Raw genomic sequence first — 18,742 nt, forward strand, 5'->3', positions numbered from 1 at the left:
TAAATAGAAAAAAACGGTTTGCTTGTGACAAACCGTTTTAATCATCCTCGCTTTATTCAGAAGCGGTTGTAAAGCTTTGGAGATCAGTCATCACCCAACCGTCGTATCGATCTTCTGCGACCGCATACCAATAGTAGGTTTGACCTCCTTTTAAGCCCTTCCATTGAAACTCCGCATTTTGTCCACTCTTAACATGTTTCACACTGCCTATTTTCTTATTTTTATAGACACGAATGTTAATAGAATCGGTTGCTACCTGCTTAGTAGTAGGCGTTAAATCCAAATCAAGGGTATATTCCCCTTTACCAGGCAGCACATGATTGGGATCATAATCATCCAAATACGGTGAATACGTCTGAACGTTTACTTTGTTGCCCTCAGGATTAAATTGGAGCAATTTCATATAGCCGGAACCACCGTCAGCTGCACCTTGATAATCAGAGAGAATTTGATAGACGTTGCGGTCAGGGATTTTATCCCCATTATCATCAATGGCACTTGTCAATATCCCGCTTCCCGTATAATGCCCTGATAAAACCATGGCAACATTTTTATTGGGAACAACGACCTCATCAAAAATCTGCTTGCCATTGGCTGGCTCCAATTGACCATTGCTGTGCAAATATTTATGGAAGTTCAAGATGGCTGTTCGATTTGGATAGGCGGCCAATACCTGATTCATCCACTCAATATCCTCTTTCAGCCAATTCGGGTTCGGGTCGCCATCTCCCCAGCCCATATACACCATAATATAATCCTTGCCATTCGCGGAAATTAAATCATAATGGCCGCGATTATTTTTATAACTGCCGCCGTAGTAAGACTTACCTTCAAATCTGGCTTGACCGAAGTATTTATAAAAGTTGGAGTAATCAAAATTTAGAATATACCCTTGTCCCATATCATGATTGCCCGCAAGAACGCCATATGGAATATTATAAAGATCAAAGGTGCGCAAATACTCATCTGCTAATTTCCACTGAGTTTCCTCAAAAGTTCGATTAACAATATCGCCAGTATGAATTACGTACTTAATATCTCTATCATCGATATTGTCTTTAATCCAATCGATTTGGGACTTGAGAATATGCGGAGAAGCTTCTACATTATATTGGGTGTCGGTGATCCAAGCAAAGGTATAATCATTAGCTTTTGATAATGAAAAGGACTTAAAGGACGGAACATTCACATAATCCTGATCCTGAATCATAAAATTCACTTTATCACCAAGAACATAATCTTGAATCGGAACATCTCCTGTTAATGTTGATAGGTCCCCTTTTTGGGTCATTGTATCATCAATAACTGTCCATGCATGCTTTTGATGATTCCACGCCATCAGCGTCAGCCTATGCCCATTCAACGTTTTCCCTTCCCAATGCAATTGGATTTTATCCCTTTTATCCACATGTGAATCAATCGCTGCTTCCAAACGAAGATATGGGAATTGATTAGACTCTGACGTAAAGACATCTTGGTCACCATTTAGAATCTTTTCGTATTCCTCCTGAGTCAGCTCCCTTTCGCCCTCAGGAACCAATTTTTGAGCTGGGGCACTGGCTGTCTCTCCCACAAACACTTTTACTTGTTCACGATTAGTAACCTGGTATTGCTCCCCTTGATAAAAAGTAACATCCATCTCATCATTGGTTGGGTCCGAAACTTTTACGTTTAATCCCACATTTTGATTAGTAACAACTGTTCCATCGACTGGCGATTGAATTTCAGATATGACGGGTGTTTCTTCCACCGTGGTAAAACTAATCGCTTGTTCACTTTTATTCCCGGCACCATCTACAGTCCTGATTTGTAAGAAATGATCCCCTGATGTCAGCTTTGCAGAGGATGTCTTATAAGGTACTTCAATGGGTTCTCCATCTAACAAAACTGTTTTGTTTTGGATACCAGAAAGCTTTTCAGTAAATTGCGCCTGAATTGTGAAATCTCCCTTGTATTGCTTGCCGGCTTCGATATTCGTTTCAATGATCGGTCCGTGATTATCCACCGTGATAGTAGACTCGGCAGACTTCCCATCTTTCGTTTCCACTTTGATGACGTGTTCTCCATCGGTCACTTGGCTCGTATCCCATTGATACCCTATAGCATCCATCTTTTCTTGAGGTATATTAAAGGAGAACTCCCGTAAAGGTGGATTGGTACCACCAATTCGGTACTCTTTACTCGGATTTGGGTAGTTGGAATCCCTTAGGATCGTGCCATCGCCAAGGAGCAGGCGAAAGTCCTTTACAATGAAGGTATTTAATTTACCTTCAGGCACATCGTCAGCGTAATACGTCTTATGATAATCTCCTGAACGGATTTCAACCTTATTTGCGCCTGCTGTTAAGCCTTTGGATAGAGGGACATTGATTAACCCGCTAGGAGCCTCATTCATGAGAAATAGCATTTCCTTTCCCATCGTGACAGAATTATTGTATCCCTTATCCATGGCGTCCCCTTGAAACAGGAAATAAGCTGTGTCTCCTATTGTTGGATAACCTTCCACCGGTACTCCATCAATCGACAATTGAATTTCATCCGGCTGCAGGTCTCTGGCAGCCCCTTTTATGAACTGACTCCCGCTGATCATTTGTTGGTCCGTGACATTTAAAAATGGTTGGTTGTCCCGTCTGATTTCTGTTTGATATGTCTCACTTGTTACTGAAAATTCGTTATTGGAAGCAGCCATATAATACTGAATTTGCTTGCTGCCTAGTACTCTAGCTAAATCATTGATCCGATAATGATAGAGGGAATCCTCTTCACTATAGTCAAAAGGAACTTCGGTGTAATTCTGGTCATCATCAATCTTATAATAGAGAACTAAATTCTTGATCATCTTGCCGTTTTTAGAACCCACAACAAACTCCACGCCATTTTCCGGATGATTTTGGATCTTCTGTGTCGGATTTTCGAGTTTAGGCGTCCTATCCTGCTCGAAGGGGATTAATTTTGGCGGAACTTGGTTACTGCCGACAGAACCAGGCGTTGCCGGCTGTGCTGCTGGGCCAAGCTTCACCATTTTGTTGGTCCCATCTTTAGGGTATTGATAAAATACCCCGTTATTGGCTTCGGCGTCATTCGAAGCATCGTTGAAATCAGCTGCCGCAATTTCATGACCAGATTTTGTCGCGATAACAATCGTCCGCATTCGGTCATTATTCAACGATTCGCCTTCAATCTTTTGAAGATTCACTCCTTCTTCTAAGAGGGACCCATAGTTCGCATTAAAATCGGCTGCGGTAAGCTCCAGATTTTCCGGGTTCCCAATCCAAAAGACAAAGGGTTTCCCTGGTTCGATGATCAGATTTTCTGGCAGGGGCCAAACCTTATCATCAACATTTTCCGGATACCGGTAAAGAAGGTTATAATCTTTTAAATGAATGATTTGATTAGTAGGATTGTAAATTTCCACAAATTCATATCCATCACTACCATTCACAGGTGTGGATTCAGCAACGATTTCGGTAATCAATAGATGTGGAATCTCGTTTCCTTCCCCATGGACCGTTACTAGGTTTTGAGGATAGGGCAAGACAACACTTGCCAGAACAAAGACGGAAAGTACAACAATCATAAATCGCGACCGCAACTGATAAAGCTTCATAACATCCTCCTATGGTTTTCCTAGTTCAAGTTTTTGAAAAAATATAGGAAATCTTAAAATAGAATGAGTGTCCTATCTAAGATTTCCTAAACCATTCTTGCCTCATTTAATTGTCTATTTTTTAGAATTCTTCATGTACGTGTTATAGGCATCCTGATAAACTTTCTTATACTCTTTCAATCCCATTTTATTCAGGGTTTCGACATATTGATCCCAATCTTTGTCAATATCACTTGAACCGGTAATCCATTTTGCGGCCATTTCATCGGTATATTGCATGATATCCGTTTCGTATTGACCGATTTGATTATATTGGTCATTTGTGAATAACACCTGCGGATAAATCCATTTTTTCAGGTTCGGCTTTTGCAGCTTAAACCATTCATCACTATCCGGATCCAAATGGCCTGCCTTCAGATTGGATAAATCCATCATATCCCGCATCGCCTGCGTCACGGCATATGGGAAACTGTTATATGGAGTTTCTTTTACACGCCATTCTCCCGCCGTCACGCCTTCCGGTTCAGGAACAATTTCAACTTTTCCGTTATCCAGTTTCTTGATTCGGTTCGGACCTTCACGGAGCTTTAACGACATATCAGGATCATATGCCTTGTCTACCCAGCGAATCGTAGCGGCAGGGTATTTATTGACCTTCGTGATTGCGAATATGGCAGGATCAAGTACCGGATTCAAATAGCCTCTGGCCTGGTCTCCTTTTGGACCTTTCAGCGCTGTAATCGGAGAGTCATAATCCCACTTGTACGCCGTATTGGTAATTTGGTCCGGGCTCCATGCGAAGAAAGCCCCGGCAGTTGCTTTTTCTCCGGATGACAATTTGGAAATTAACGCTGACTCATCGAGGGAGAAAACCTCCTGATCGATTAGTCCTTCTTGGTAAAGTGACCCGAGATATTTGATGACTTCCTTATATTCAGGGGAAGTTCTGACGAATTCCACCTTTTTATCTTTCACGAGGAATGTTTCGTCAAGGGTACCAAATGACCCGAACAAGAAGCCAAAACCATGCAGGCTGTCACCATAAATCCCTGTCAGAGGAATTTCATCTTTCTTTCCATTTCCATTCATATCTTGAGCTTTAAAAGCCTCAAGGGCGGCTTTGAATTCATCCGTTGTTTTTGGCATATCCATGCCGATCTGCTCCAGCCACTTCTTGTTAATCCATAAAGTATTCCCGCTTGCCCGCTTATACTCTTGCATATTGGCTTGCGGAAGCGCGTAAATATGTCCATCCGGTGCTGTAATTCCTGCCCTTACCTCAGGATTTTCATCTAAATACTTTGTAAGATTTGGAGCATACTTGTCAATCAAATCCTCGAGCGGAATAAAAATCCCCTGTGATCCGCCTTTGATGACATCAGCTGGACGAAGTTTCAGGATGACGTCTGGAAGGTCGCTGCTTGCCAGCATCAAGTTTCTTTTTTCTGCCCAATCAGAACCAGGACTAAGCTTCCAATCAATATTGACATTCGTATCCTTATTGATTTCTTTAAACGTCTCAAGGCTGTTCCAATCGGAACCCGTTCTGGCATCGTAGCTGCCTGCAATCGTCAGTGTAATCGGTTTGTCTACAATTGGCAGGCCTGTTGCATTCACATTATCCTTAGACGCTTTGTCACCACCTGCTTTGTCGCCGCTTGCTTTTTCATTTCCCCCACTTTTACACCCAGCCAAAGCTAGTGTAATGGTCAATAGCATTACCAGCATAAAAACAAGGCTTTTTTTCTTTTTCATCTCTTTTCCTCCCCTTTTTGTGGAATCTACCAGATTACCCTTTTATAGAACCAATCATGACTCCCTTTACAAAGTACCGCTGTAAAAATGGATATAAAATTAACACAGGAATACTAGATACAATAATTAATGAGTATTTAATCAGCTCTTTATATTGCTGCTGTTCGGCAATAACATCCGGGTCAATCGCACCATCTGTTACTTGTGCCGCATCTCGGCTTGCGACCAGAATACTCCGTAAGATCAGTTGCAGCGGGTATAACGCTTGATCCTGCAAATAGATAAGTGCCGGAAAATAGGAGTTCCATTCACCCACCGCGGTAAACAAAGCCATGACCGCAATGATTGGCATTGAAAGCGGAAGTACAATACTGAAGAAGAATCTTGTTGTGGAACAGCCATCTATTTTAGCGGCTTCTAGCAATTCATCTGGGATGCTCGTTTGAAAAAAGGTCCTCGTGACAATCAAATTATAAGCAGAGACTGCTGAGGGAATCACCACAGCCCATATCGTGTTCATCATATGCAGCTGTTGAATAAGTAAATAAGATGGAATTAAGCCGCCGCTAAAAAACATTGTAAAGACAATCGCAAACATGAAGAAGTTTCGGCCGACTAATTCCTTTCGTGACAAGGCATATCCAGCGGAGATGGTGAGCGAAACCCCGATCGCAACCGAAAGAACTACGTATAGCAGTGAATTTCGATAGCCCCTCCACACATCCTTATTCTCTAGTAAAATTTCATACCCTTTCAGTGTAAAACCTTTTGGCCAAAACACTACTTTTCCAGCGGTTACCGCCAAAGGATCACTTATGGAAGAGATAATAATTAAATATAGCGGGTAAAGCACAATTAAAAGAATAATCGTAAGAATCCCATAATTAAAAAAGTCAAAGAGTTTGTCGTTTTTAGTCCTTGCTACTCTAGCTAAATTCGTCACCCCTTCACCCCCTAGAACAGACTTTGTTGTTTCATCTTTTTGGCAAATTGATTCATCATAATTAACAGGATAAAGTTAATGGCGTTTTCAAAAAGACCAATGGCTGCGGCATAGCTAAACTGTGAATTCAAGATACCTGACTTATAAACATACGTTTGAATGACTTCCGATGAGCCGATATTCAAGTCGTTTTGCATTAATAGGATTTTTTGATAGCCCAATGTGACAAAGTGCCCGATTTGTAAAATCCACATAATCATGATGACTGGCATGATACCTGGTAAATCGATATGCAATACTCGCTGAAATTTACTAGCTCCATCGACAATGGCTGCTTCATGCAGGTTGGGATCAATAGAGGTAAGTGCGGCGATATAAATGATGGCGCTCCATCCAGTGGTCTGCCAAATCTCCGACCCTACATATACTGATTTAAACCATGACTCGCTTCCCATAAAATAAATCGGTTCTCCACCAAACAATTGAATGAAATTATTAACAAACCCACTGGATGGAGATAAGAAGAGCAAAATCATCCCCACAAGAACGACTACCGAAATAAAATGGGGAGCATATGTGACCGTTTGTACCAATTTCTTGAACCTGGTGTGGGTCACTTGATTCAGCATTAAGGCAAAGATGATCGGTAACGGAAAAGCAAAAATGAGTTGATACGTGTTAATTAATAGTGAATTTTTTAATAGATCCCAAAATTTGTAGGATTGGAAAAACCTCTGGAAGTGATCGAAACCTACCCAGGGACTGCCCCAAATACCATCGACCGCGATAAAATCCTTAAAGGCAATTTGCAAGCCGTACATCGGAACATATTTAAAGATGACAAAGTAGAGCAATGTTGGTAGAAGAAATAGATATAACTCCCAGCTTTTCCCCATCTTTTTAAAAATAGCCAGAGGATTCCTTTTTGTATGCGCTTTAATTTCGGGGTGGGAAGGCGTCTGGATTTCTTGCACGGGCTGTGCTTTTTCTAAATTCATATTTTCCCCTCTTTACTCATAAATTGTGTCCTCTATCTACTATATTTGGAGATGCTTCATGATGGATGAGAGGTCATTTTCTCGGTTGTGTTTGCACCTGGCCTGTTGTTTAAGGTGTCTAGAACTAATCCATCGTAAGCACATCTTACCCCCATTTTTCCGAGGATTTCACTCATTTCATCATGTGATGGGCAATGCTTATGGGTAAAATGAGTGGCACAGATGGCGGTTTGATCGGTAATGGCATTCAATGCTTTCATCTTATTAATCATGTATTCAACACCGTCTATACTTAAATGGCGTGTCTGTCCCGCTTTGAAACTGGTATTGGTTCCTACGGTACATTCAATAATTAATTGGTCCAGTTGGAGATTCTCTAGATGCGGCCATACTTCATCTTTGTAAACGGCTGTATCGGAAGCGATGAGGACTTTGGATGTGCCATCATCGATAAGATAAGTGACCGCATCACCCACCGTAGGATAGTGGGTGGCTTTAAGGGCTTTGACTTGATAGGGAGGTAAATCAATACTGTCAAATGGTAAAACGGGAATCCTCCTAATCCCCAATGAGGAATCACTAACACCCGTTTGATTTAATAATTCCATTACAGATGGCGGAGCGACAAAGTCCATTTGCGGCGGTTTTTCCCGCCCTGGAAACCCTTGTTTCCGAACGACTAAACTCGCAGCATCATAATGGTCCCGATGGCTGTGGGTCACTAAGGTATATTTAACATTCATGAGATGGACGTCATGCATGGAACAAGCCACTAGCAAATCAGGTCCGATATCTACTAATAAATCATCATTAATCAGGTAACAGCACCGTTTTCTTACATCAGGCCCACGGTGTGTTCGGGCATGGGTGCATCTTGGACAGTCACAATACGGAGAAGGTATTTGATCGGCGGCGGCTGTTCCTAAAAAGGTAATTTTCATTCTTTATTCCCCCTTGTTCACCAATTTTGATAGATACATAGGCTAGTTGCTTATAAAAGAAGATGAACCAGTTTAATTGGTTATTTCTTCAGTCTTCAGATGGCTAGTACTGTTATACAGAAGGTATTCCCAGCCGTTGTTCTTACTTCTAATGATGGTTATAGAGGTATTATCTAATGCATCTTTTTCGTTTGTTTCATTTGGACATAGCTCATATAGCATATGAATCAGAAAGAAACCGTGAGTAACCACTAAGATTTTTTTGTCAGGATAACGTTGGTATAAATCCTCAACGAATTGTCTGCCTCTTTCCCTTAAGGATTGGTAACTCTCCTGCCAAAGATTGAGGCTTCTCCAATCCTTCCCCCAAATTTGGATTCTTTCCTCCTCGATGGTCCCTTCGATCTCGCCCCTGTTTCTTTCTCTTAATCTCTCATCATATAGGATGGGCAATCCTATACGGGATGAGATGATTTCAGCCGTTTGTTTTGCTCGCAATAAATCGCTCGAAAGTAACAAATCCCATTCTTCCTTGGCAAGCCGCTCCGCAACTGCTCTCGCCTGTTTGAAGCCTGTTTCGTTTAAAGGATTATGTGAATGGCCTTGTGCCCGCTTCTCAATATTCCAATCTGTATTTCCATGTCTAACAAACGCGATGGTCGTCATTGCTCTCACTCCTGTAGCTAAATTGTCTTACCTTTAGTCACTCATTATAGGACTAATAGTTCGATTTTTTTGAAAATTATAATTATATTGGTTTAAATTATAAGGAGCCAAATAGTAAATGACCATGCAGATTTAAAACAATTCACATATACTTTATTTCTGCTTAATCAAGAAAACAGGAAAATAGAGCTAGTCCAAATCTGGCATTCTACTGTGAAAATATAACAATTCACTTTTTCCCTTTCATATGTATTCATCCTCTTTCAGAAGACCGCCTACATGAAACAGGATAAGGGATGAGTTTGAATCTCGTATTAATATAATATAAATTTTTCGTAAAATTACTTTTAGGAAAATAGGAGACAAACAGGGGGGCTGCCAGCAAAAACACTTATCCATAGGATCAAGCACCCCTGTGCATGGATTATTTTACGCTCCTACTTAGACAATGTTTGGTAAGTGTCTCCGCTGTAGGCAGAGAATGTGCGATAGGCGCACCACATTAAAACATAGGACGAACCGCTCCCTAGGATAAAGAGGATTAACCCCGGCATCAAATTCTTCACGATAAAATACTCAGCAGCCAAGCCTGCTGCCATGAGACAGGTGATAATTGGATGAGAAATCCCAATAATTAAAGACCACTTTAAATAGTGGAGTATCTTAGTTTCAAAATGAACAAATAGGGGAAAGACATATAATACGATAATAAAATAGATAAAAAATAATCCCAGAATGGCATAGCTTAGGAATTGAAATAGCAGTCCTTCTTGTAATCTTACATATTGAAGATCGATATAGAGAATATACCCAATGGCAAATAACAAATACCCTAAGATATTTCCTTTCATGAATTCCTTTTTAAAAGATTTCCAAAATGTTTGAAAAATAGGGACATCCCTCTCCCCTGTGATCCACTTTCTAACAACCGCAAACATGGCGATTGTTGAAGGAAAAGCTCCCAACACCAGTAACCCTGCAATAGAAAAACCAATCCATAGTAAATTCAAACTGACCAATTTCATCATCCATGTACAAAAACGATAGTAACCTGCTGCAAAATTCCCCATGAGTTTCTAAGCCCTTCCTTTCCATATGGTAGTTCTCTCTACTTTTAAGCCTTTCACCCCTTGGCAGCCATTAAACTCGGTTTTGCTGTCGGTATTTAGATGGACTTATTCCCATGTAGCGGGTAAAGACACGGCTTAAATAAAAGCCGTTATCATAACCACAGCGTTCCGCGATTTGGTCCAATGTTAATTCGGAATCCAACAGCAGCTTAGCGACTTTCCGAATCCGTACCGACCGGACTAATTCAGAAGGACACATATTAAAAGCTTTCTGAAAACGGCGTGTGAACTGAACCGGGCTTAAACTAATCAGTTCAGATAATTCACTCATACTAAAGGAAGTATAAGCGTTGCGAATGAGCCAATTCATAGCCCATTTCATTTGCTGATCATCCGTATGGGTCATGAAGGCTATATCATCATACCTCGGCAGCATCATACTCCAGTCTTCGCACGCTAATTGCCATAAATCATTAAGCATCCATTGTTTTCGAAACACACTTCGCTGATCCATTGATAAATGCAGGGTGCGCAAATAAGAAATATTGGACATCAGGCGATTACGATCAGCTGGTTGCGACTTAAATGTTGGCATCTGGAATTCATTATTAATCTTTTTCAAGGGAACCTCAAAATCAAATGCAATGAAATGGAGAGTCAGCGGAGATAGTGCCTCCCGGTGAAAGGCATATCCGGGTGGACAAAAGACTAATTCATCGTGTTCTACCGTTCCCGTTTCTTGCCCAATTTGATATTGGAAGCTTCCTGATTCTACGATAAACACCACCCAAGATGAATACGTATCACAACTCAATTTAAATCGCTCTTTCTTATCCCAGTAGGCATGGGAAATAAATTGTAGAGTGTTCTCCCATAGGTCTTTTGTTTTCATATACACAACTCCATATCTAGAGTGAAATAAAGTATACAAATTTATGATCTATAACTGCATGTTGGTTTTCAAGGATATTTTATATAATGAATTGAATTAAAATTCAGATATCTTTGGACGAAAATTCACACGTGCTTATATTTGCTCATTTATAACAACATATTATCATATATTTCCAATATAATGAACACGAATGAACAAAAAGATTACTATTTTATGGGGGGTGAAAATCTATTTTGGTAGATTGAATATTCAAACGACTTTGGTAACAATTGACAGCACTCTCTAATTTGTTTGTTAGTTTACTTGCTTTAGTGGTTGTCAGAGTAATTCGAAGGGAGCAGTACTATGGCAAATTATTTAATTCGCAGGCTCATCTACTCACTCTTTGTCATCTGGGGAGCCATAACGATTATTTTTATGGTGGTCCGTGTTATACCAGGCGATCCGGCGGCTGTTATGCTAGGAAGCAATGCGACACAGGAACAGATTCATGCTTTAAATGAATCACTTGGATTGAACGAGCCGTTATTTGTTCAATATAAGGACTACCTTCTCAACGTCTTGCGTTTTGACTTCGGTGAATCATTCAGACTAGGCGGATCAGCTATGGCACATGTCTTGGAGAGGTTGCCTTTTACATTTACGCTAGCTTTTACTGCCATTCTTTTTGCTATCATCATCAGTTTCCCGCTTGGCATTCAAGCCGCACGAAAGCCAAATGGATTGATGGATAAAGTGATTTCGTTTGTTTCACTTTTCGGTCAGTCTTTACCTACCTTTTGGGTTGGCATCGTTTTAATCCTTATTTTTTCTAGATTACTTGGCATTTTACCAAGTGCCGGTTCAGGGTCGATCCTGCATCTGATTATGCCGGCTTTCACTCTGTGCCTGCCGTTCATTGGCATGATTGTCAGATTAGTGCGAAGCGGCATTCTCGAGGAACTGCGGCAGGGATATGTCCAAACAGCCCGTTCAAAAGGGTTAAAGCAAAACTTCATTTTGTATATTCACGTCCTTCGCAACGCCCTTATACCTGTTGTTACTGTATTAGGTCTATTATTAGGAGAATTCATTGGAAGCGCCATCATTATCGAGGTTGTATTCTCTTGGCCTGGTCTTGGAAGGCTGTTAATCAATTCTATCCTTTATCGGGATTACGCAGTGGTTCAAGCTGCCATCGCTATTATTGCGGGAATCTATATCATCCTGAATCTTATAGTGGATATTTTATACGGCTATATAGATCCGAGGGTTCGAATGGAGGAATCGTAATGGATGACTTAAATGTAAATAGACTTTTAGATTCAGAACAAGAAATCATTCCTGTCATGAAAAAGAAAATCAATTGGAAAATGACTTTGCTTAGCCTCCCCATTGTATTCTTTGTTTTGATTGCCATATTTGGACCGATGATGGTGGAGTATAATCCGGTTCAAACCGATACGGCCCACAGGCTGCTGCCTCCAGGGTCAGAAATTGGTGATTCGACAGCATGGCTTGGCACAGATCAAACCGGCCAAGATGTTCTCGCCCAACTTATCCATGGAGCAAGGATTTCCTTATATGTAGCGGTCGCGACGGTTTTAATAGGCGGCGGGATTGGTGTCATTCTTGGGTTGCTCTCCGGGTACTTCGGGGGTTGGGTCGATACCATCATTATGCGGATCGCAGATATTCAGTTATCGTTTCCCGCCATTCTGCTCGCTATTTTAATCGCCGGTGTCCTAGGTCCTAGTGTGACCAATGTCATTATCACTCTTTCCATTACTCGTTGGGTTACATTTGCCCGAGTGATTCGGGGGGCAACACTTGCCGCCAAAAATAAGGATTTTGTGGACTCAGCCAGAGTGATCGGTGCCTCCAATTTTCGGATACTGACGAAATACATACTACCTGTATGCCTGTCACCTTTATTGGTTGTGGTAACGGTACAAATCGGTTTGGTTATCATCTCAGAAGCTTCACTTAGCTTTCTTGGCTTAGGCACACCTCCAGACAACGCGTCATGGGGATTGCTCATCTCGCTTGGCCGCGACTATATTAGTACAGCATGGTGGATTTCCGTTATGCCCGGTATTGCCTTAGCTATTTTAGTAGTTTGTGTGGGATTTTTGGGAGATGCATTGAGAGATGAATCTGATCCATATTTAAACAATTAACTTTGTTGATTGGAGCGGAAGGCGCTCGACTTCTGTAGGAGTACCGGGCTTGGGAGGCTTCCCGGCACACCGCAGAAAGAGAGCGACTAAAGCGGAAATCAACAGCCAAGTTTAACATATCCAAACAATTAATAAGAGGGGGAATGTTTGTGAAAAAAGTGAATCTACTGTTTCTGTTTTTATGTATTTTTGTCCTAATCGCTTCAGGTTGTGCCGGAATAAGCAGCGATTCGGGCACTTCCACTGACGGGGCTTCAGAGGGAAAAACCAGCAAAGAACAAAAGATGACCGTTGCCAGTGATGTAGGCATTATTTCCTTGGACCCATACGGTTCTGCTCACGGTGAACCATCTACGATTCTGGCAGCCACCCAAATATATGATACCTTGGTGATTAAAGATGGCGACACCTTTACGCCTAGCTTAGCAAAGGAATGGAAGCAACCCGATGACAACACTTGGGTATTTACCTTACGTGATGATGTCACCTTCCATGATGGCAGCAAATTAACAGCAAAAGATGTCAAAGCATCGCTTGACCAACTGGTGCAGCGGAAGGAATCCCCATTAACAGTTCTTTGGGCCCAGCTTGACTCGGTTGAAGCAACAGATGACACAACTGTTACCATTAAAACGAAAACCCCACTCGGTAATATGCTTTATAACTTAACCTTACTGTTCATCACACCAGCAGACCAAGCAACGAAAGACGACTTTTTCCGAAAGCCAATCGGCAGCGGCCCATTCAAGGTGGTATCCTTCCAGCCTGAACAAGATCTAGTGCTATCAGCCAATAAAGATTATTGGAATGGGGCTCCAAAATTAGATTCCGTAACAGTTCGAAATATACCTGAAACCGCAGCAAGAATGACCGCTATCGAGACAGGTGAAATTGATGCTACCTGGACGATTCCGGCCGATCAAATCAATCAATTAAAACAAAATAAAGACATTAAGATTGTTGATACCCCAAGTTATTTTTACTACTTTAATTGGTTTAACAGCAGTCAAAAGCCATTTGATGATGTCCGCGTACGGCAAGCCATGTGGTATGCCATTGATACGAAGGCCATTGTCAATGACTTGTTTGGTGATACAGCCGAAGTGATGAAAGCACCAATCCCTTCTTCCGTTTTTGGTTTTTCTGAACAAACACCCTATGAATATAATCCGGAAAAAGCAAAGCAGTTACTAGCAGAAGCCGGTTATCCAAATGGTTTTGAAACAAGGATGATCTGGAGCAAAGGATCAGGTCCGCAAATTTTTGAACTCCAAAAAGCCTTAGCTTCCTATTGGGATAAGATCGGAGTCAAAATTATTCCCGATCAATTAGAAAGAGCGGAATGGATTGAAAAACTTACCGCCCTTGATTGGAATATGGATTTACAAACAAATGCCGTCATTAGCGGTGATGCCGACTATACACTAGGACGTCTTTATATTTCACAAGCGAATCGTAATGGTTACAAAAATGAACAACTAGATGATTTACTAGTACGAGCGAAGCAGTCTACCGATTCTGCGCAACGTGCACAACTCTATGATCAAGCCAATAAAATCATTTGGGATGAAGCAGTCGGAATTTTCCCGCTGCAATTAAAACAAATTTACGCAGTACGGTCCAATATTAAAGGGTTAGAGGCTAGTCCATCAGGGGCTCCGAGTTTTCATCAAGTATCCATCGACTAAATAACTCTTGCCATCTAACCGAGGAGGTTTCTTATGAAAACAACTGCAACAACAACGCAGCCCGATACACCAGCTGAAAGCAAACCGCTTGTTGAACTGCGGAACCTCTCCATTGAATTCCATTCACGCAATAAAATAGCAAAGGCAGTTAACTCTATTTCTTTAGAAGTCTATCAAGGAGAGACTTTAGCTATTTTAGGTGAATCAGGCAGCGGGAAGAGTGCAACGGCTTTAGCCATCATGGGGCTGCTTCCCAAACCAGGCGGAGTCATTTCAGGTGGAGAAATATGCTTTGAAGGTAAAAATCTAGTGAAATGGACAGAGGCGGAACGTCGTAATCTATATGGTGATAGCCTCTCCATAATTTTTCAAGATCCATTAAGCGCTTTAAATCCAGTGTTAACAGTCGGCTATCAAATCGGAGAAGCACTCAGAAAACGAAAAAATCTATCTAAAAAGGAAACAAAGAAGAGAGTGATCGAGCTGATGAATTTGGTCCGGATTCCTGATGCGGAAACTCGATATAAGCAGTATCCTTACCAGTTTTCAGGCGGCATGCAGCAGCGAGTGATGATTGCACTCGCTCTTGCACTGAATCCCAAATTACTCATCGCTGATGAACCGACTACGGCCCTCGATGTAACGGTCCAGGCCCAAATCATGCGGCTTTTAAAAGACCTGCAAACAAACAATCATATGGGCCTCATTCTTATTTCGCATGACTTAGGCGTTGTGGCAGAAAATGCCGATCGTGTGGCGGTTATGTATGCGGGACATATTGTGGAAACCGGTGACGTACAAACCGTGTTTCAAAATCCGGCCCATCCATATACGATTGGTCTTATGAATTCCATTCCATCGGATGCGCAAACCGGCGGACGTTTAAAGTCCATTGAAGGACTGCCGCCAAACTTAGCTGAACCACCATCAGGCTGTGCCTTTCACCCGCGCTGTTCCATGGCGACGAATCTATGTCGGGAAAGACAACCAGCGTTAGAAGAGATAGCTCCGGGCCACAAGAGCGCCTGCCATTTTGCAAAGGATGTGTTAAACCATGGAATCTCCTAGTCCTTTATTGGAAGTACGCGAATTAGTAACAGCCTTTCCGATTAAGTCGGGACTATTTCGGCGTACCACTTCTGAAGTGCAGGCCGTTTCAAAGGTAAGCTTTAAAATCTATCCTGGTGAGGCGATGGGCCTTGTTGGCGAATCGGGTTGCGGAAAGTCGACCGTAGCCAGAACCATCCTAGGGCTAGAAAAAGCAAAAAGCGGCAGCATTTTCTTTGAGGGAAAAGATTTAACGAAGCTATCCAACAAAGAAATGAGAGCCTTGAGAAAGGATATACAATTAGTCTTTCAGGATCCTGATGCTTCATTAAATCCAAGGATGCGTGTAAGAGAACTGATCACAGAAACTTGGCTGGTTAACCCCGGTATTGTTGAAAAAGAGGATTGGGATAAAGAAGTAGCAAAGTTAATGCGGCTGGTTGGGTTAAATCCAAACAGTGCCCATCATTATCCCCATCAGTTTTCCGGGGGACAGCGCCAGCGAATTTGTATAGCACGGGCACTTGCCCTTCGCCCCAAGCTCATCATTTGTGATGAGGCGGTGTCTGCACTAGATGTCTCTGTGCAAGCGCAAATACTTAATTTACTTCAAGACCTGCAACAGAACCTGGGGTTGGCGTATTTGTTTATCTCTCACGATTTATCAGTTGTCCGTCATTTATGTAATAGGATATCTGTTATGTATTTAGGAAAAATGATTGAAACGGGTGATCGGGAGGATATTTTTGAAACACCAGCGCATCCTTATACGAAAGCATTACTGTCGGCAATCCCTAATCCTAAGCCATGGCTGAATCCCAATAAGGATGAAATTATTCTCGAAGGGGATATTCCTTCACCTGCCAGGCCTCCAAGTGGATGCCGCTTCCGGACACGCTGCTGGAAGGCGCATGAGATTTGCAAAATTGAGGAACCAATTCTTACTCCCCGTAACCCTAACGGTCATTGCAGCGCCTGCCATTTTCCTATGTTGCAGGAAAGTTCAGCCCTTCATACGGTGCCGGGGCCATAAATAGATAAAAGAGGTGTCCAAAAGCCAAGACTTTTGGGCACCCTTTTTGTGCTCATTGGACTGTTGGCTTGTGCTTGTGTTCAGGGAATCCGCTTGGACGTAGAGGCCTAGTATGATAAATGGTCCCCCTACTCCGGTTGTTTTGTGACGCTCCAATTTACCTTAGAAACTCTTTTTTTCTTCGCTGTTCGTTTGGGGTCGCTCCTATTTACCCGAAGCACCCTTTTTTCTCATCCCTTGTCGTTTGGCGACCGATCCCAGTCTATCCAAAATTAAGAGGACGGTTCACTTGGCATTTGCCGCAGAACCGTCCCCCTTAATCTGTTAATTTTCCCAGTAGCGGCGTGCCCCAGAGAATTCGTTGATATACCCAGGGGTAGCCAATGGGATAATCTCTACTGTTTTGGAAGCATTCGGGGCATGAATCATCAAGCCATCTCCAAGATACATGGAAACATGGTGAACCGATCCTGTGCCGTCTTTAGTAGCAAAAAACAACAGGTCCCCAGGCTGAATTTGGTCTTTAGGAATTACCTTGCCATTCTTAGCTTGAACTGAGGAATCACGAGGAATAGTGACACCAAACGCTTTATGAATGGTATAGGTAAAACCAGAACAGTCAAAGCCGAAGCCAGAGACACCGGCCCATAAATACCGCAATCCAAGAAACTTCTTACCTGTTTCAATTAATCCCTCTGGAGTTATTTTTGGCAAATCTGCCTCGGTCTGATAGACTGCTACATCTTTCTTACTAATAAACTTATTGCCATCATCAGGGGTCGCAACCATAACCACATCGCCGAAGTCTTTCATAACGGGCAATTTCGTGTTAAAACTAATCTCCATAAACGGATTTTGCAGCGCCTTTCCATTATAAAGCCAAGCCGTATTACTGGTCACCATGATAAACGGTTTACCGGCTAATCCATCTAAACGGTCATCATCTGTTAACTGGGCTTTCGGCATCCATCCAGGATATCCAAGGCTGTTTCGTGTGGTCGGCTGCCCTTCTACCGCTACTTGTACCCAATCTCCGTCTTCTTGTAAAATAACTACCTTCGATCCGTAAAGTGCCTGCGTTTCAAGCTTTCCTGTCAGCCATCGGCGAATCTCAGAATCTTCCATATTAGCATTCCACTGATGCAAATCCACGGGATTCGTTAAGGATGGGGTATCAATATCCCGGGTCTGACCCTTTCCATTTTTTGTCCAGAGAGTGGATACGGCTACGTCCACGTATGCCGTTTTATCATCTTCACTTGTTTCTGCCTTGCTAATTTGCGTGGAACAACTTAATAAAACCACTGTTGCTAATAATAAACTAAGCCATTTTTTTAGGTGCATACCATGTTCCCCTTTCGTCTGATAGATAAGGTATAAAAGGTCTTGCTAGTCCTAAGCATGCTTACAATTCAGCGCTAGTTTGGTAGGTTTTGATATTACGAATAGGTACATCACATCCATCCGATTATTTATTTCAACGAAGAATGAAAGTTTTCTTCGGTGATGCTGTTATCGCGAAAGGGAGCTCGGAAGACACCTTTCATGTTTCCACTGTTTTTAGAATGGACTTTTGAAGAGTATGTAGGGAGTGGAAGAATGATTAGTCAAGAAAACTGGGGATTATTTCATGGTGCAAAAAAATCCAGCTATCAGAAATGTTTCTTCCAATAACTGGATTTGTTCTATTAAGCTTATAATAATGGATTTTCACTTTTTAAACAATATGTTTTTAAAATTCCGTACTATGTTATTGTACCATGAGCTGAAACAGAATTTTACATCTAATCGGTTTAGAGCAACGGTTTTTAAGCGCCAGGAGAACCGTCCGAGGGCACTGAAAAAGTCCCTGAATTCAGTTTTCGTGAATAAAATCGTCAGTTGATTTCCACTCCAGGCGGCTTCGCTTTCCGCGGGCGTGCCGGGGAGCCTCCTCGGCG

At 42.0% G+C, this 18,742-nt stretch carries 14 protein-coding genes; 5 read left to right on the forward strand and 9 right to left on the reverse strand.

All coding sequences use genetic code 11. The features are described from left to right. Window positions 1–52: 52 nt before the first annotated feature. The 8 genes from BN2425_RS11845 to BN2425_RS11880 all read right to left on the reverse strand — a co-directional run bounded on the left by BN2425_RS11845 (window position 53) and on the right by BN2425_RS11880 (window position 10,872). Window positions 53–3,607 carry a metallophosphoesterase gene (locus BN2425_RS11845; protein WP_052352849.1) on the reverse strand — a complete coding sequence of 1,185 codons (3,555 nt, stop codon included), beginning with the start codon at window positions 3,605–3,607 and terminating at the stop codon, window positions 53–55. Window positions 3,608–3,721: 114 nt separating this feature from the next. Continuing rightward, entirely contained in the window at window positions 3,722–5,362 is a 1,641-nt protein-coding gene (locus BN2425_RS11850; protein ID WP_042459457.1) for a type 2 periplasmic-binding domain-containing protein, read from the reverse strand. A gap of 34 nt (window positions 5,363–5,396) precedes the next feature. Next, a complete protein-coding gene (locus BN2425_RS11855; RefSeq protein WP_042459459.1) occupies window positions 5,397–6,305 on the reverse strand; it encodes a carbohydrate ABC transporter permease in 909 nt (302 codons plus the stop codon). An 11-nt stretch (window positions 6,306–6,316) separates the two neighbouring features. Beyond that, complete coding sequence (locus BN2425_RS11860) at window positions 6,317–7,303, reverse strand: ABC transporter permease (protein ID WP_042459462.1); 987 nt, start codon at window positions 7,301–7,303, stop codon at window positions 6,317–6,319. Between the two features lie 56 nt (window positions 7,304–7,359). After that, a complete protein-coding gene (locus tag BN2425_RS11865) occupies window positions 7,360–8,244 on the reverse strand; it encodes an MBL fold metallo-hydrolase (protein ID WP_052352850.1) in 885 nt (294 codons plus the stop codon). 72 nt (window positions 8,245–8,316) lie between these two features. Continuing rightward, the gene (locus tag BN2425_RS11870; RefSeq protein WP_042459465.1) at window positions 8,317–8,910 is read right to left on the reverse strand and encodes a histidine phosphatase family protein; all 594 of its coding nucleotides are present in this window, start codon (window positions 8,908–8,910) and stop codon (window positions 8,317–8,319) included. Window positions 8,911–9,347: 437 nt separating this feature from the next. After that, a complete protein-coding gene (locus BN2425_RS11875) occupies window positions 9,348–9,980 on the reverse strand; it encodes a YesL family protein (protein WP_042459468.1) in 633 nt (210 codons plus the stop codon). A gap of 70 nt (window positions 9,981–10,050) precedes the next feature. Beyond that, window positions 10,051–10,872, reverse strand: coding sequence for an AraC family transcriptional regulator (locus BN2425_RS11880; RefSeq protein ID WP_042459471.1), 822 nt, complete (start codon window positions 10,870–10,872; stop codon window positions 10,051–10,053). A 348-nt stretch (window positions 10,873–11,220) separates the two neighbouring features. Here BN2425_RS11880 and BN2425_RS11885 point away from each other — a divergent pair, with 348 nt between their 5' ends. From BN2425_RS11885 to BN2425_RS11905, 5 genes are all read left to right on the forward strand, one after another. After that, window positions 11,221–12,147, forward strand: coding sequence for an ABC transporter permease (locus BN2425_RS11885; protein WP_042459474.1), 927 nt, complete (start codon window positions 11,221–11,223; stop codon window positions 12,145–12,147). Then, on the forward strand, window positions 12,147–13,034 hold the full coding sequence (locus tag BN2425_RS11890; protein ID WP_154663500.1) for an ABC transporter permease: 888 nt from the start codon (window positions 12,147–12,149) through the stop codon (window positions 13,032–13,034). The genes BN2425_RS11885 and BN2425_RS11890 overlap by 1 nt, the downstream gene beginning before the upstream one ends. Window positions 13,035–13,183: 149 nt before the next feature. Beyond that, window positions 13,184–14,722 carry an ABC transporter substrate-binding protein gene (locus BN2425_RS11895; protein WP_052352851.1) on the forward strand — a complete coding sequence of 513 codons (1,539 nt, stop codon included), beginning with the start codon at window positions 13,184–13,186 and terminating at the stop codon, window positions 14,720–14,722. Window positions 14,723–14,755: 33 nt separating this feature from the next. After that, a complete protein-coding gene (locus BN2425_RS11900) occupies window positions 14,756–15,790 on the forward strand; it encodes an ABC transporter ATP-binding protein (RefSeq protein ID WP_042459477.1) in 1,035 nt (344 codons plus the stop codon). Next, window positions 15,777–16,802 (forward strand): ABC transporter ATP-binding protein, encoded by a 1,026-nt coding sequence (locus tag BN2425_RS11905; RefSeq protein ID WP_042459479.1) that lies wholly within the window; start codon window positions 15,777–15,779, stop codon window positions 16,800–16,802. The genes BN2425_RS11900 and BN2425_RS11905 overlap by 14 nt, the downstream gene beginning before the upstream one ends. 324 nt (window positions 16,803–17,126) lie before the next feature. Here BN2425_RS11905 and BN2425_RS23445 read toward each other — a convergent pair whose 3' ends face one another. Next, complete coding sequence (locus tag BN2425_RS23445; RefSeq protein ID WP_042459482.1) at window positions 17,127–18,146, reverse strand: C40 family peptidase; 1,020 nt, start codon at window positions 18,144–18,146, stop codon at window positions 17,127–17,129. Window positions 18,147–18,742 lie beyond the last annotated feature (596 nt).

The organism is Neobacillus dielmonensis, from assembly GCF_000612665.1.
GTDB classification, from domain to species: domain Bacteria; phylum Bacillota; class Bacilli; order Bacillales; family Cytobacillaceae; genus Neobacillus; species Neobacillus dielmonensis.

What these genes read in the sequence shown, in the direction of transcription:
- BN2425_RS11885 (WP_042459474.1), top strand. Translation starts at nt 11,221, where the DNA reads ATGGCAAATTATTTAATTCGCAGGCTCATCTACTCACTCTTTGTCATC.
- BN2425_RS11850 (WP_042459457.1), bottom strand. Translation starts at nt 5,362, where the DNA reads ATGAAAAAGAAAAAAAGCCTTGTTTTTATGCTGGTAATGCTATTGACC.
- BN2425_RS11870 (WP_042459465.1), bottom strand. Translation starts at nt 8,910, where the DNA reads ATGACGACCATCGCGTTTGTTAGACATGGAAATACAGATTGGAATATT.
- BN2425_RS11875 (WP_042459468.1), bottom strand. Translation starts at nt 9,980, where the DNA reads ATGGGGAATTTTGCAGCAGGTTACTATCGTTTTTGTACATGGATGATG.
- BN2425_RS11890 (WP_154663500.1), top strand. Translation starts at nt 12,147, where the DNA reads ATGGATGACTTAAATGTAAATAGACTTTTAGATTCAGAACAAGAAATC.
- BN2425_RS11900 (WP_042459477.1), top strand. Translation starts at nt 14,756, where the DNA reads ATGAAAACAACTGCAACAACAACGCAGCCCGATACACCAGCTGAAAGC.
- BN2425_RS11865 (WP_052352850.1), bottom strand. Translation starts at nt 8,244, where the DNA reads ATGAAAATTACCTTTTTAGGAACAGCCGCCGCCGATCAAATACCTTCT.
- BN2425_RS11860 (WP_042459462.1), bottom strand. Translation starts at nt 7,303, where the DNA reads ATGAATTTAGAAAAAGCACAGCCCGTGCAAGAAATCCAGACGCCTTCC.
- BN2425_RS23445 (WP_042459482.1), bottom strand. Translation starts at nt 18,146, where the DNA reads ATGCACCTAAAAAAATGGCTTAGTTTATTATTAGCAACAGTGGTTTTA.
- BN2425_RS11845 (WP_052352849.1), bottom strand. Translation starts at nt 3,607, where the DNA reads ATGAAGCTTTATCAGTTGCGGTCGCGATTTATGATTGTTGTACTTTCC.
- BN2425_RS11905 (WP_042459479.1), top strand. Translation starts at nt 15,777, where the DNA reads ATGGAATCTCCTAGTCCTTTATTGGAAGTACGCGAATTAGTAACAGCC.
- BN2425_RS11880 (WP_042459471.1), bottom strand. Translation starts at nt 10,872, where the DNA reads ATGAAAACAAAAGACCTATGGGAGAACACTCTACAATTTATTTCCCAT.